The sequence below is a fragment of the Desulfomicrobium baculatum DSM 4028 genome, assembly GCF_000023225.1.
GTDB classification, from domain to species: Bacteria; Desulfobacterota; Desulfovibrionia; order Desulfovibrionales; family Desulfomicrobiaceae; genus Desulfomicrobium; species Desulfomicrobium baculatum.
Genome location: NC_013173.1, coordinates 3,618,872 through 3,632,850, shown reverse-complemented (window position 1 = coordinate 3,632,850; position 13,979 = coordinate 3,618,872). Strand labels below are relative to the sequence as shown.

Sequence of the window (13,979 nt, the reverse complement as noted above, 5' to 3'; positions counted from 1 at the left end):
ACACACTATGGAAGAATTTTTTCAACAATTGACCAATGGACTGGCTGTCGGTGGCATCTATGCCCTGATCGCCCTAGGGTACACCATGGTCTACGGGGTCCTGAAGCTGATCAACTTCGCGCACGGCGATCTTTTCACCATCGGCGCCTACCTTGGCCTGACCCTGCTCGTCTCCATGGGCCTTTTTGACAAAATCGGACCGCTGCCCGCCGTGATTCTGCTGGCCGTCATGGTCATGATACTGGTCGCCATCATCGGCGCAATACTGGAACGCGTGGCCTACCGGCCGCTGCGCCAGTCGCCCCGGCTTTCGGCCGTGGTCTCGGCCCTGGGTGCGTCCATCTTCTTTCAGAATGCGATCATGGCCATCTACAGCCCCAAATTTCTGGTCTATCCCCACGACATCCTGCCCAAGGCGGCCGTAAACATCCTGGGGCTGGACATCCCGATCATGCGCATCATCATGTTTTCGACCTCGCTGGTGCTCATGGCGGCCCTGTATTTCTTCATCCAGAAGACCAAGATCGGCACGGCCATCCGGGCCGCCGCCATCGACCAGGGCGCGGCCAAGCTCATGGGCATAAACGTTGACCGGGTCATCATGCTGGTCTTCTGCATCGGCCCGGCCCTGGGCGGCGCGGCCGGGCTCATGGTCGGCCTCTATTACGGGCAGATCAATTTCAGCATGGGCTGGATATTCGGTCTCAAAGCCTTCACGGCGGCCATCCTGGGAGGCATCGGCAACATCCCCGGGGCCATGGTCGGCGGTCTGCTGCTGGGCGTCATCGAGGCCCTCGGCGCTGCGTACATCTCCATCGCCTGGAAGGACGCCATCGCCTTTTGCGTCTTGATCCTGATCCTCATTGTCCGGCCCACGGGCCTTCTAGGAGAAAGGGTGGCTGAAAAAGTATGAAATCTAGCAATATCCTCTACCTCGCCTTTGCCCTGCTCATGGCCTCATGCCCCATGTTTCTGAACGCCTACTGGACCGACGTCTTCAACAACGTCGGACTCTACACCATCCTGGCGCTCAGCCTCAATGTCATCCTCGGTCATGCCGGTCTTTTCCACATGGGACACGCCGCATTCTACGCCATTGGTGCCTACACCACGGCCATCCTGAACACCACGTTCGGTATTCCCGTGCTCTGGATCATGCCCCTGGCAGGCATCATGGCCGGATTCTTCGCCATGATCGTGGCCAGGCCCATCATCCACCTGCGCGGGGACTATTTGCTGATCGTGACCATCGGCATTGTCGAAATCGTGCGCATCGCGCTCATCAACAACGTCTTCGACATCACCGGCGGGGCCAATGGCATCTTCGGCATCAGCAGGCCTTCGGTCTTCGGGTACAAGATTTCCAAACCCGATCAGTTCTTCTACCTGATCTGGGGCTTCGCGGCCGTGACTATTTTTCTCCTCTTGCGACTTGAGCATTCCCGTTTCGGGCGCGCGCTCATGTACATCAAGGAGGATGAAGTCGCTGCTGGCGGAAGCGGGATAAACGTCTCCCACCACAAGCTGGTGGCCTTTATCATCGGCGCGGTCTGGGCCGGCATGTGCGGCACCATCTACGCATCCAAAATGACCATCATCGCACCGGAATCATTTTCCTTCGCGGAATCCGTGGTCCTCTTCACCATCGTCATCCTTGGCGGAGCGGGAAGCATTCCGGGAGTCATCCTGGGCGCGTTTCTTCTGGTCGGCCTCCCCGAAGTCTTCCGGGGCCTGGCCGAATACCGCATGCTGGTCTTTGGCGCGGCCATGGTGCTGATGATGATCTTCAGGAATCAGGGCCTGCTTCCGCCCGGCCCCAAGAATTATGACGTTGCCAGCCTTCTTCCCGCGGGAGGTCGCAAATGACGCTGCTTTCCATCGAGAATCTGAGCAAGAGCTTCGGCGGCCTGATGGCCGTGAACGAGGTCTCTTTTAACGTGGAAGCGGGCAGCATCGTCGGCCTCATCGGCCCCAACGGCGCCGGCAAGACCACGGTCTTCAACCTCATCACCGGCAACTACCAGCCCAACACGGGTACGGTCCTCTTTGACGGCCAGAGCCTTGTCGGCCTGCCCACCCACACCATAGTGGAACGTGGCATCGCCCGCACCTTCCAGACCATTCGCCTGTTCCAGAACATGAGCGTCCTTGAAAACGTGCTCGCAGGCGGACATTGCCGCATGCGTTCGGGTTCCCTGGCGGCCATGTTCCGTACGCCGACACAGCGGCGCGAGGAACATGAATCCATGCGCCAGGCAATGGCCGAGCTGGAATTCGTGGGCCTGGCCCATGAATGGCAGAACAAGGCCAAGAACCTGTCCTACGGCAACCAAAGACTGCTTGAAATCGCCCGCGCCCTGGCCACCAAGCCCAAGCTCATCGTGCTCGATGAGCCGGCCGGCGGCATGAACGACCAGGAAACCCATGACCTCATTCGCCTGATCCGTTCCATCCAGGATCGGGGCATCACGGTCCTCTTGATCGAACACGACATGGGCCTGGTCATGCGCGTCTGCTCATCACTGGTCGTGCTGGAACACGGGGCGAAAATTGCGGCCGGCACGCCCGCCGAGATTCAGGCAAACCCGCGTGTCATCGAAGCCTACCTCGGCGTCGACTCCGACGAATAAGGGACTCCACATGCTGCTTAAAATTGAGAATCTGCGCGTGAACTACGGCAATGTCGAAGCCCTGCACGGGGTCAACCTTGAAGTGAACGAAGGCGAAATCGTTACCATCCTCGGCGCCAACGGCGCGGGGAAATCGACGACGCTGAATGCGATCAGCGGCCTGGTAAACATCACCGGGGGTTCGATTTTCTTTCGCGACACGGCTCTGCACAAGCTGCCTGCGCATGAAATCGTCAAGCACAAGATCACGCAGAGCCCCGAAGGTCGTCGCGTCTTCACCACCCTTACCGTGCAGGAAAACCTTATTCTTGGGGCGTTCACATCCACCAACACAGAACGCATCCAGAAAAGCCTAAAGTGGATCTATGAGCTTTTTCCCCGGCTGCAGGAGCGGCGCAAGCAGATGGCGGGAACGTTGAGCGGAGGGGAGCAGCAGATGCTAGCCATCGGCCGGGCGCTGATGGCCAACCCCAAGATCCTGCTTCTTGACGAGCCAAGTCTTGGCCTGGCCCCGATCCTGGTCAAATCCATCTTCGCCACGGTCAAAGAGATCAACAAATCCGGGGTTACCGTAATTCTGGTCGAACAAAATGCCAAGGCCGCCCTCAAACTGGCCCACCGCGGCTATGTCATGGAGGTCGGCAACATCGTGCTCGCGGACTCGGCGGCCAACCTGCTCATTAACGAACAGGTGCAGCAGGCTTATCTGGGCGGAGGACATTAGGCCTCCCCCACCGCTTTTAAAAGGCAAAGTCACGGCGTGACTCACGGCGTGGCTTTTTTGCTGGCAGCTTTCGCGTATTCGCAAAAATCACTGCCTCGCAAGACGGGTTACGATTTTGAACTCCTCGTCCGTCACAGGCGTGACCGACAGCCGCGACCCCTTCTTCAAAAGTTCCATCATTTCCAGACCCTTCACCCCGCGCAGCGAAGCAAGCGGGACCGGATGCGGAAATTTTTCCACGAACTGCACGTCGACCATGAACCACAACGGTTTTTCCGGGGTAGAGCGGGGATCAAAATGCCGGTCCGCTGGATTCCAGGCGGTATGGTCCGGGTAGCTCTCGCGCGCTACTCTGGCGATGCCCACCACTCCAGGATTCTTCACGCTGTGATAAAAAAGGATCAGATCGCCCACGCTCATGTCGTCACGCATGAAATTGCGGGCCTGAAAATTGCGTACCCCGTCCCATGAACTTGTCTGATTAGGCGCCGCCGCCAAATCATCGATGGAGAAACAGCCCGGCTCGGTCTTCATCAGCCAGTATTTCATCTCGCCTCCTTGCTGCGCAGTCCGTCGCGTAATGCCCTCTGCCAGAGGATTCCGGCGCAGTCACACCGGACACGTGCACAAAAAAAGGCTCCCCCGCAAGGAGGAGCCTTTGAGAACATGATGCAAACCGGGTCTACCAGTTGGAATCGGCGAAGGGGTCCTGCGATCCACCGGCGAAACCGAAATCGGTGCCAGCGGCAGTTTCAGCCGGAGCGCCGGCAGCTTCAGCAGCGGCAGGAGCTGCCGCACCAGCGGCAGCGGCTACACCGGCAACGCCGGCGACGACCACACCGGTCTTCTTCACTTCTTCGACTTCCTTCAGCAGAGCTTCGAGCTTGCCGGTGAATTCGACAATGCGGGCTTCAGTGGTCACGAACAGAGCTTCGGCTTCGCCCTTTTTCTGTCCTTCGAATTCCTTGACCTTGGCGCTCAGAGCCGCAATCTCGGCATCCTTGGCAGCCAGAGCCTTGGTCAGCTCATCGACCTTGGCGCTCTTGGCGTTGATCTGGCCCTTGTAGTCGGCCAGTTTGGCGAACACTTCGTCCACTTCGGCCTTGGCCTTCACAGGCATGGGCGCGACGGAGACGGACTGTCCCAGCTCGACCAGCTGTCCCTTGGACATCTTGGTCAGTTCGGGATGCTGTTCATAAATCCAGGCCTTGGCCAGAGCCGCGGCAAAAGGAGTGGAATCGCCATCCAGGTCTTTCTGGGTCAGGTAACCCAGCATTTCGGCAACAGAAGCGTTGCCATCACCCTTCAGGTAGGCCACAAACGTATCCATGGGAAAAATCTTGCGAGCTTCAGACATGGTGTCCTCCTTTAATTAAATAACAAAGATTTTGTCATCTTCGATGAGTTTTTCGTCAATGGGCAAACGACCAATATACCGTGCATAAATGAGCGCTGTGGTGCGATACACCAAATGCCCAAGTTTGGACCAAGGCAGGTACGCAATCAGCATGAAGATGCTGACCAGATGCAGATAGTACGTGAAGAAGGCCAGAGGCGCGACGCCGGCCAGGCGGAAGACCTGAGCGCCGATGCCGGTCAGGGTCACAACCCAGATCACGCCCAGCAGATACCAGTCATAGTAGTTGGAAACGGACTTTTTGGTGTCCGAGTTCAACCGACGACGGGTCAGCAGAGTGAGGCCGGTCACCAGCAGCACCGCGCCCACGTTGGCCAGGATCTTGACCGGATGCCACAACGGCATGGGTGTATGCCCGACAGGCGCCAGCCAGGGAATGACCTTGCCGCCCCAGAGAGCCACGGCCACGATGGACGTGACGATGGCGCAGGCCACAAAGCCGTAGAACAGAATCTGATGGCCCTTGACCCGTTCTTCATCCGCGGGGCTGTCCACGCAATTCTTGAAACGGGAATGCTGGAGGACATCGTATTTGATCGTGGCGATGATCGCATCTTTCAAGGTCGGCTTCTTGTATCCGATGACAAACGTTTCGGTCACGTTGGCCTTGAACCCGTCGATCATGTTCTTGATCCCAAGCCCGAAGCAGATGGCCACAAAGATGGCGACCAGCCCGAACAGGGGGTCAATGGTGAAATCACCGGGAAAAAGGTTGCCGTAAACGATTTTGCCGTCTTCCGTGAGGGGGAAGAAGGAGCCGACAAGAGCGGCCCGGATCATCCAGATGAAGGCAAAAATGGCCATCGGAATACCTGCCAGGATGGGCAGATGCTTGGGCGAACTCATCCACTCGCCGATAATGGCAGGCTTCACCAACTTGCGGTAGGTCATGTTGCGCAGGGCGGCCAGCAGGTCGCCGGGTTTTGCTCCGCGAGGACACAGTTCGGAACAGGTTCCGCAATTGTGACACAACCAGATGTCGATGTCGTTGACCAGCTTGTCTTTGAGACCCCACTGGGCCCAGACCATTTCCTTGCGCGGGTAGGGATTGTCCGCAGGGGACATGGGGCATGCGACAGAGCAGGTAGCGCACTGGTAGCACTTCTTGAGATCCGCACCACCCACCTCCTGCAATTCTTTGACGAACTGCAGATTAGGCTCAATCTTAATTGTTTTGGACATACATGCTCCTCCTAGTATCCCTTGAACGGGTTGGGACCAAGCTTGGTGATCGCGTCAACAAACTCGTCAATCATGCCGGGAACCTTGTCGTATTCGTCAATGGCGACCTGCATCTGCTGTACCCGTTCGGTTTCAATGCCAAGCTTGCCCAGGGTCTCACCGATATTGGCCATGCGCCGGCTGCACAGGTCCGATCCCTTGACGAAGTGGCACTGGTAGTCTTCACCGTATTTGCAGCCCAGGAGCAGGCAACCGTCAGTGCCCTTGGACATGGCGTCAGCGATCCAGATGGTGTTGACCGAACCAAGGCAGCGCACCGGAACGATGCGTACGTAAGGACTCCACTTCTTGCCGCGCAGGGCAGCCATGTCCAGAGCCGGATAGGCATCGTTCTCGCAAGCAAGAATGAGCATGCGCGGACCGCCCACTTCCATATCGTCGGGAACCTCGACCTGCTTGATCATCGAGCCGATCTGGTCGACGTTGTAGTTGTCGAAGTAGATGACGCGTTCCGGGCAGGCGCCCATGCACGTTCCGCAACGGCGGCAACGCGAGGTGTTGGGCATCGGATTGCCCTTTTCGTCCTCGTCCAGAGCTCCAAAAGGACACTCTTCCGTACAGCGCTTGCACTGGGTGCAACGCACCAGATTGAACTTGGGGAAGGACAAGTCGCCCGAACGCGGGTGAACCGCCATGCCCCGATTCGCGGACTCAAGACACTGAATCGCCTTCAGGGCCGCGCCCGCGGCATCTACTTCGGCCGTGGCCATGGTCATGGGCTGACGCACGGTCCCGGCGGCGTAAATGCCGGTGCGGCGAGTTTCGTACGGGAAGCAGATGTAGTTGGAGTCGGCATATCCGCTGAACAGCTCAAGATCGGGCATGGCCGGGCCCTGCCGGTATTTGAGCTTGAGGACCGGATCAAGAGCGGTGGTGGGCACCATGGCCGTGGGCAGCACGAGCATGTCCACTTCGATCTCGACCTTGGCACCAAGCAGTGTATCCTCAAGAACCACCACGATGTCGCCATCGCCGCCGTCGCGGACTTCACTGATCACGCCCTTGGTCATCATAACGGTCGGGTCGTTCTGCGCGGCCTTGTAATAAAGCTCATTCATGCCGGGGACCATCATGTGCTCGTAGACCACCATGGCCACGCCGCCGGGAATGAATTCGCGAACGTAGTTGGCCTGCTTGAGGGCAGTCAGCGACGTCAGTTCGGAACTGTAGGACAAGTGCTTGTAGGTGTCCTGCTTGACGAAGTTGGTCTTGGGCGTGTCGTCGGCCTCTTTGACCTCGGCGGCAGCCAGGGCGGCGGCGCGAGCTGCTTCTTCCTTGACCTCGAAGGGGGCGAGCTTGTCGCCGAATCCGAGCAGGAACATGACCTTTGCAGGCTTGGCGCCATCACTTTTGCGCACAATGGAGCCCGCCTTGGCCATGGCCTCGAACTCACGGGAGGTAACTACGTTCTTAAGCGCCCCGTAGCCGAGCGGCTTCAGGAAAGCGGTATCCTGCGGCACCCAGCCGGTGGCGATGACCACGGACCCGATAGCCACGACACGCTCTTCCTTGCCGACCTTGACGGTCACTTCGTAATTGCCTGGAGCACCGGCAATACCGGCGATTTCGGAGTCAAGGAGCACTTCGATCTTGTCGGAAGCCTGCACCTGGGCAATCTTCTTTTCCACGCCCGTGGCATGAGCCGCGTCGTAGGGGAAGGCAAAGGGGATGGTCTTGTACATGCCGGCGGCAGCGCCACCGAGCATATCCTTCTTTTCAACCAGCGTCACATCGTATCCGACGGCGGCGACATCAAGAGCCGCGCTCATTCCGGCCCAACCGCCGCCGATGACCAGCACCCGGTTGACGACTTCGATCCCGCCATCTTCCGGAACCGTGGCTTTCTGCAATTTGACCACGCCCATGTTCACATAGTCGTTGGCCATCTTGAAAAGCAGTTCGGGAGTAGTGCCCGGAGCAACCTTTTCTTTGCTCGGGTCCTCGTAGCAGAGCACGCAAAGTTCGCGCAGGTTGACCCGGTCAACCAGGATATTCTGCCCGAACTTGTAGAAATCCCAATCCACGCGAGGCGAAGAACCACAGACGCAGACAGCGTTGATCAAGCCGGCATCGATGTCCGCCTGGATCAAAGCTCGTCCTTCGGCGGTTGCCAGCCTCGGATGCACCTTGACTACGGGGCAACAATCGCTCCATTTTTTCTGCACGCCGTCGCACAGTCTCTGGATGTCGAGAACCCCGCCAAGGCTTGATTCATCAAAATATACACCAATCTTGTCGGCCATGACCTACCTCCCCCTCACCGTCTGGATCGCTTTCATCGCTGCCCCGGTGGCAGACTGGGCCGACTTCATAACGTCCAGAGGTTGTTTGGCACAGCCCGCGGCAAAAATACCTTTTTCCTCCCCACCAACAATGAAGCCTTCGGCATCAACCGGGACATCGATGGGCAGAGAAGCGCCGGCCAGGCTGGGCTGCATTCCTGTGGCCAGAACCACGAGATCGAAACGTTCGACAGACTTGGAGCACGACACCGCATCTTCCACGGTGACCCACACGTCATCGCCTGCGCTGTCCTGTTCAACCGCCGCGACCTTGCCTTTGACGGCAAAGATCTTCTCATCCGCCAGAATCTTCTTGGCGAAATTGTCGTAGCGGCCAGGAGTCCGCAAATCAATGTAATAGATGGTCACTTCCGCGTCAGGATACTGCTCGCGGACATATTGCGCCTGCTTCAAGGAAGCCATGCAGCAAATGTACGAACAATAATGGAGATGATTTTCGTCACGGGACCCGGCGCACTGAACGAAAGCGATCTTTTTCGGCGCGCGGTTGTCGGAAGGCCGAAGAATCGCGCCGTTTGTCGGGCCGTAGGGCGATGCGAGGCGTTCCATCTGCATGTTGGAAATACAGTTCTTGACCGCGCCCGCACCCAGGTTGGACAGATTCGTCACGTCGTAAGGCTTCCATCCGGTGGCGATGATGATGGATCCAACGCTCAAAGTGATGGTCTTTTCTTCCTCGGTCAGATCGAGATAGTCACATTTCTGGACTTTGCTCTTGTCCGAGTCGCTCAGGCTGGCCTTGTCCACAACATAGCGCTGCGGAAAAGCAAACGGCGCATCCATGTAGACGGGCTTGCGCGTGGCCAAACCGAACTCGTAGTCGTTGACCACTTCCGTGGAAAGATCGTCACACAAATCGGAAAGATCGGGGCTGCTGGGACCAGCGTAGCGCGGTTTGATCTGTACCGTAACCTCATAATTTCCAACGCTGCCGTCTACCTTGGTCACTTCGGCCAAAGTAAAAAACTTCACATTGGGGTTGTTCTTAATCCGCTGATACTGAATTTCCAAACCGCATGAAGGTGGACACAGCTTCGGGAAATATTTGTTCAGCTGCATAACGCGTCCACCCAGAAAAGGGGTCTTCTCAATGATGAAGACCTCATGACCGATCTCAGCGGCCTCGAGGGCGGCGGTGATTCCGGCGAAGCCACCACCTATGACAAGTATGCTGTTGCTAGCCATTCGATTCCTCCCAGAGCACTTAAGTTGAAGGCCGTAAAAATGAATAGAATGGCCCAAGCATAATCTATAACTACCAGAGGTTACAGATCATGCATAGACCATTCTATTTCCTGATAGAGAAAAAAGGCTGCGGGAAGGACCCGCAGCCTTTTGGCCCATAAACTAGACAGGGATGATCTGGTAGTAATGCTTCTTGAATATCTCGGTTACACCAGTAGCCGGGTCGAACTTGGAGTTAACAAAGCACTTCCATTTGGCATCGTCCAGACCCATGAAGTCGGCACGATAGTAGAAACCGGGGTAACGGCTTTCCTGACGGAAACGAATGTGCTGCATGTGCAGACGAACGGTCCACAGTCTGTGATACTGTTCCCAGCAACGGAGCAGTTCGTGCAGGTCACGAGCCGCCAGCTTCTTGGAGTCTTCTTCCAGCATGTCGAGCAGGGCAAAGCCGGTGTCGAGCAGTCTGTCGGAAGTGGTATACAGGGTAGCGCAACCTCCGCCGTATTCATCGGTGCACTTGATGAGGCGCATCATGAAGTTGTTGGGGGAGATGTAGTTCGGGTTGACTACCGGATCAGTGGATGCACCCTTGAACTGCTCGTAGGTGTACCAAGGCTCGTAGATTTCTTTCTTCAGATCAGCAGCGGAAACAGGCAGCGTGGGCTTGAAATCCTTGTGATCGACAACCCAACGGACCATCTGCTTACCGACAATGCGGCCTTCAGCATGGGAACCGGAGGAGAACTTGTGACCAGAAGCGCCAACGCCGTCAGCACATGTCCACAGACCGTTTACGGTGGTCATGCGGTTGTACACCTTGCCGTTGTCAGCCTTGACCTTGTATTCTTCAGGAACCCAAGGCTCGTTCGGACCGGAAACCCAGATACCGCAGCAGCCGGAATGCGAACCGAGGAGGTAAGGCTCAGTGGGCATGATTTCGGAACCGCGTTCTTCAGGCTTGATGTTCATGGCGGCCCACAGGTTGGCCTGACCAACACACATATCCAGGAAGTCTTCCCAAGCTTCGGACTCAAGATGCTTCTGCTCGGCCTTGGACAGGTCCTTGAAGGTGGTCTGCAGGGCGGTGGCGGTGTCCATGTAGATGGGACCGCGACCTTCGCGCATTTCGCGAAGCATCATGTGGTTGCGCAGACAGGTCGGGATGACGTGACCCTTGGCGTAACCGCGATCTTCGTAAGGCTTCAGCATGGCGCGGTTGGTGACACAATAGTCTTCACCCTTGGCGTTGGTGGCTTTGGCCTTGAAGAGCAGGAACCATGCGCCAACCGGACCGTAACCGTCTTTGAAACGGGCGGGTACGAAGCGGTTTTCCATCATGGTCATTTCAGCGCCAACCTGAGCACACATGGTGTAGGTGGAGCCGGCGTTCCATACGGGATACCAAGCGCGACCAAGGCCTTCACCTGTGGAGCGCGGACGGTAAACGTTGACAGCGCCACCGCAAGCAACGGACATAGCGTTGGCCTTGATGACGTAAACTTTGTTTTCACGAACAGAGAAACCAACGGCACCGGCGATACGGTTGGGCGTTTTGGCGTCAAGCAGCAACTTGACGATGAAAATACGCTCCAAGTAACGATCGGAACCCAGGGCGTTCTTGGCGGCTTCAGCAACGATGACCTTGTAGGACTCACCGTTGATCATGATCTGCCAGCGGCCGGAGCGGACAGGGGCTGCGCCGGAACGCAGGGACATGCCCTCTTTCTTGGCCTGAGCGCCGTCCAGGTTCTTGCCGTCTTTCTTGACCCAGCAAGGCAGGCCCCATTCTTCGAACAGATGAACGGAGTCATCCACGTGGCGGCCAAGGTCGTAGATCAAGTCTTCGCGAACAATACCCATGAGGTCGGTGCGGACCATGCGGACATAGTCGTCAACATCGTTCTCGCCGATATAGGTGTTGATGGCGGAAAGACCCTGAGCAACCGCGCCGCCGCGATCGACAGCAGCCTTGTCAACCAAGAGGATCTTGATGTCGCCGCCAACTTTGTCGGCCCAGCGCACTGCTTCAAAAGCAGTACCGCAGTTACCCATACCACCACCGACCATAAGAATGTCGGTATCAATCTCAACGAGTTCGGGCTCTGCGCAGGCCAGACCCTTGATCACGTCTTTAACAGGAATCTGAGGCATATGTTCCTCCTGAAATTTCTTTCGTTTAAAGCGCCGAATTAGGCGACGGCCGACTTGAAGGTGACCTTCAGGTCTGCTTCACCGACTTCAATCTTCTGGCCAAGAGCTTCTTTGGGAGTTGCCAAAGCGGTCTCGGTGAACAGAAGCTCATCTTCCAGGTTCGCGCCTTCGGGCTTACCTTCGAAGGGCTTGATGGAACCTTCCACAGTGGTGCGGATGGGGAACTTAAAGCGCTTTACTTCGCCATTGCGGAACTGAACGGTCCACATGATGTCTTCTGCGCCGCGCAGCGGGATGCAGGTGCCGCCCATGGGGGCGAAGTCAGCATACGGACGAGCGGTGATCGCGCCCTGGGGACAAATCTTGATACAGGAGTAACATTCCCAGCAAGCGGCCGGCTCCTGATTGTAAGCCTTCATCTCTACAGGGTCCAGGATCATCAGGTCGTTAGGACAGATGTACATACAGGCAGTCTTTTCACCGCCCTTGCATCCATCACACTTTGCTGGATCAACAAAGGTTGGCATAATTCCTCCGAATAAAGAGTTTAAAACAACTTAGCCATAGGCCCGAAACAAACAAAAATTTACCCAAGCTCTTCGCTTGTGAATCTTTTATCAAAGCACTTTTGCTGTGTCAAGCCGCATATTGACAATCATAGGCCTTGTTGGACTTCAATCCACAAAGCCAAATCAGCAGGGCGGACACAAATGCCCGCCCTGCCGATTGAAATCAAACTACATGGCTGCGCCGGAAGCGGCACCCTGCATCTTCACTTCGACCTTTTCAGTCAGCGTGGAGTAGTATTCGCGCAGGATGACCAGGACTTCGTCGCGACCAAAGTGATCGACAACCTCGGCGCCTTCGGACAGAGCCTTGCGCAGCTTGGTGCCGGACAGAACAACGCGGTCGTCCTTGCTGTGCGGGCAGGTGCGCAGAGAGGCCATGCCGTCGCACTTGTAGCAGTAGAAGGTCCAGTCGATCTTCATGGGCTGGGTGACCAGATCCTTGCCGGCGCCCAGGTTCTTGGGAACGCGATCAAAGATTTCCTGAGCCTCGAACAGGCCGTAGAAGTCACCGACACCGGCATGGTCGCGGCCGATCAGCATGTCGGAAACGCCGTAGTTCTGGCGGAAGGTGGCGTGCAGCAGGCCTTCGCGGGGACCGGCATAACGCATATCCAGGGGGTAGCCGCCCTGAACGACGTTGGCCTTCACAAAGTACTTGTCGATAAGGGTATCGATGCACTTGATGCGGACTTCGGCCGGGATGTCGCCGGGCTTCAGGTTGCCGACCAGGGAGTGAATGAAAACGCCGTCGCAAACTTCAACAGCGATCTTGGCCAGATATTCGTGGGAGCGGTGCATGGGGTTACGCAGCTGCAGAGCGGCAACCTTGCTCCAGCCCTTTTCTTCGAAGGTGGCGCGGGCTTCGGCCGGGGACATGTAGCAACCGGGGAATCTGTCGCGGTAGTCGCCTTCGGAGAGGACCTTGACCGGGCCGGCAACATTGTATTTCTTCTGAGCCATAACCATCTGCACGCCGGGGTGATCCTTGGGGGCGATTTCCCAGAACTTGTCGTCAGCGGACTCTTCGCCCTGGCCCTTGTAGACCTTCTCGCATTCCCACTTCTTGTCGGCGTCGGTCATTTCGTAAACTTCGGTGACCTTCATGGTGGCCATGAAAACGCCCTTCTTGGGGTCGAACAGAGCGATCTCTTCGCCAACCTTAACTTCTTCATCCATATCCAGGGTCACGGGCACGGGCCAGAAGGTCCCGTCGGCCAGGGTGAAATTCTCACACACGGACTTCCAGTCGGCCTTGGTCATGAAGCCGCTCAGCGGGCTGAAGCCGCCGATGCCCATCATGATCAGGTCGCCCTTGGCGCGGGGGCTGATATCGATCTTCTTCAGTCCTGCGGCCTTTTTCTGCTCGGCAGCCAATTCGGCACCCTGAAGCAGACAGCAAACCAAACCTTTTCCACCATGCGGGGGTACGAGAGCCATAACGTGGATCCTCCTAAATATAGTTTGTTTTTATTTTCACAAATAAAAAAACGGAGACCTCTATTTGCTTCGCAACTCGCTTCTTGTCAACCGTTTTGTGATTTTTTTATCAACCGCTCAAGCATGCGCCAATCCTGACATGCCGGGATTCGCGTAACTGAAGGTATGAATCAGCTTTTTTCCAGGACTTCTTCCAATTTTTTCTTTTATATTAATATATTATATTTATATTGAACAATAACCGCTTGCAATCCATAAAGTCTTATTGTTAATGAATGCCTTTGAAATAAACTTTCATCATGCGTCCATGCACCCATG

The 13,979-nt window shown here is 56.6% G+C and carries 12 protein-coding genes; 4 read left to right on the top strand and 8 right to left on the bottom strand.

Features of this window, described 5'->3' with window-relative positions; all coding sequences use genetic code 11:
• Positions 1–7: 7 nt before the first annotated feature.
• From DBAC_RS16045 to DBAC_RS16030, 4 genes are read left to right on the top strand one after another with little or no spacing between them, the layout of a single operon-like run.
• Positions 8–913, top strand: a complete 906-nt coding sequence (locus tag DBAC_RS16045) for a branched-chain amino acid ABC transporter permease (protein WP_015775371.1) — start codon at positions 8–10, stop codon at positions 911–913.
• Complete coding sequence (locus tag DBAC_RS16040) at positions 910–1,866, top strand: branched-chain amino acid ABC transporter permease (protein ID WP_015775370.1); 957 nt, start codon at positions 910–912, stop codon at positions 1,864–1,866. Before DBAC_RS16045 ends, DBAC_RS16040 begins: the two co-directional genes overlap by 4 nt.
• Positions 1,863–2,630 (top strand): ABC transporter ATP-binding protein, encoded by a 768-nt coding sequence (locus tag DBAC_RS16035; RefSeq protein WP_015775369.1) that lies wholly within the window; start codon positions 1,863–1,865, stop codon positions 2,628–2,630. Before DBAC_RS16040 ends, DBAC_RS16035 begins: the two co-directional genes overlap by 4 nt.
• A gap of 10 nt (positions 2,631–2,640) precedes the next feature.
• On the top strand, positions 2,641–3,354 hold the full coding sequence (locus DBAC_RS16030) for an ABC transporter ATP-binding protein (protein ID WP_015775368.1): 714 nt from the start codon (positions 2,641–2,643) through the stop codon (positions 3,352–3,354).
• An 87-nt stretch (positions 3,355–3,441) separates the two neighbouring features.
• Here DBAC_RS16030 and DBAC_RS16025 read toward each other — a convergent pair whose 3' ends face one another.
• The 8 genes from DBAC_RS16025 to sat form a co-directional block, all read right to left on the bottom strand.
• Positions 3,442–3,903, bottom strand: a complete 462-nt coding sequence (locus DBAC_RS16025) for an EVE domain-containing protein (protein WP_015775367.1) — start codon at positions 3,901–3,903, stop codon at positions 3,442–3,444.
• Positions 3,904–4,036: 133 nt separating this feature from the next.
• Complete coding sequence (locus DBAC_RS16020; protein ID WP_015775366.1) at positions 4,037–4,711, bottom strand: hypothetical protein; 675 nt, start codon at positions 4,709–4,711, stop codon at positions 4,037–4,039.
• 15 nt (positions 4,712–4,726) lie between these two features.
• Positions 4,727–5,953 carry a quinone-interacting membrane-bound oxidoreductase complex subunit QmoC gene (gene qmoC / locus DBAC_RS16015; RefSeq protein ID WP_015775365.1) on the bottom strand — a complete coding sequence of 409 codons (1,227 nt, stop codon included), beginning with the start codon at positions 5,951–5,953 and terminating at the stop codon, positions 4,727–4,729.
• A gap of 11 nt (positions 5,954–5,964) precedes the next feature.
• Entirely contained in the window at positions 5,965–8,256 is a 2,292-nt protein-coding gene (locus DBAC_RS16010; RefSeq protein ID WP_015775364.1) for an FAD-dependent oxidoreductase, read from the bottom strand.
• Between the two features lie 3 nt (positions 8,257–8,259).
• Positions 8,260–9,501, bottom strand: coding sequence for a CoB--CoM heterodisulfide reductase iron-sulfur subunit A family protein (locus DBAC_RS16005; RefSeq protein WP_015775363.1), 1,242 nt, complete (start codon positions 9,499–9,501; stop codon positions 8,260–8,262).
• 162 nt (positions 9,502–9,663) lie between these two features.
• Positions 9,664–11,655: an adenylyl-sulfate reductase subunit alpha gene (gene aprA, locus DBAC_RS16000; RefSeq protein ID WP_015775362.1), complete on the bottom strand. Its 1,992-nt coding sequence runs from the start codon at positions 11,653–11,655 to the stop codon at positions 9,664–9,666.
• 38 nt (positions 11,656–11,693) lie between these two features.
• Entirely contained in the window at positions 11,694–12,182 is a 489-nt protein-coding gene (gene aprB, locus DBAC_RS15995; protein ID WP_015775361.1) for an adenylyl-sulfate reductase subunit beta, read from the bottom strand.
• Positions 12,183–12,392: 210 nt separating this feature from the next.
• The gene (gene sat / locus DBAC_RS15990; protein WP_015775360.1) at positions 12,393–13,661 is read right to left on the bottom strand and encodes a sulfate adenylyltransferase; all 1,269 of its coding nucleotides are present in this window, start codon (positions 13,659–13,661) and stop codon (positions 12,393–12,395) included.
• Between the last annotated feature and the right edge of the window lie 318 nt (positions 13,662–13,979).

Bases quoted from the DNA above. Each gene is read 5' to 3' on its own strand.
- DBAC_RS16025 (WP_015775367.1), bottom strand. From the start codon at position 3,903: ATGAAATACTGGCTGATGAAGACCGAGCCGGGCTGTTTCTCCATCGAT.
- aprA (WP_015775362.1), bottom strand. From the start codon at position 11,655: ATGCCTCAGATTCCTGTTAAAGACGTGATCAAGGGTCTGGCCTGCGCA.
- DBAC_RS16005 (WP_015775363.1), bottom strand. From the start codon at position 9,501: ATGGCTAGCAACAGCATACTTGTCATAGGTGGTGGCTTCGCCGGAATC.
- sat (WP_015775360.1), bottom strand. From the start codon at position 13,661: ATGGCTCTCGTACCCCCGCATGGTGGAAAAGGTTTGGTTTGCTGTCTG.
- DBAC_RS16020 (WP_015775366.1), bottom strand. From the start codon at position 4,711: ATGTCTGAAGCTCGCAAGATTTTTCCCATGGATACGTTTGTGGCCTAC.
- DBAC_RS16010 (WP_015775364.1), bottom strand. From the start codon at position 8,256: ATGGCCGACAAGATTGGTGTATATTTTGATGAATCAAGCCTTGGCGGG.
- DBAC_RS16035 (WP_015775369.1), top strand. From the start codon at position 1,863: ATGACGCTGCTTTCCATCGAGAATCTGAGCAAGAGCTTCGGCGGCCTG.
- aprB (WP_015775361.1), bottom strand. From the start codon at position 12,182: ATGCCAACCTTTGTTGATCCAGCAAAGTGTGATGGATGCAAGGGCGGT.
- qmoC (WP_015775365.1), bottom strand. From the start codon at position 5,953: ATGTCCAAAACAATTAAGATTGAGCCTAATCTGCAGTTCGTCAAAGAA.
- DBAC_RS16040 (WP_015775370.1), top strand. From the start codon at position 910: ATGAAATCTAGCAATATCCTCTACCTCGCCTTTGCCCTGCTCATGGCC.
- DBAC_RS16045 (WP_015775371.1), top strand. From the start codon at position 8: ATGGAAGAATTTTTTCAACAATTGACCAATGGACTGGCTGTCGGTGGC.
- DBAC_RS16030 (WP_015775368.1), top strand. From the start codon at position 2,641: ATGCTGCTTAAAATTGAGAATCTGCGCGTGAACTACGGCAATGTCGAA.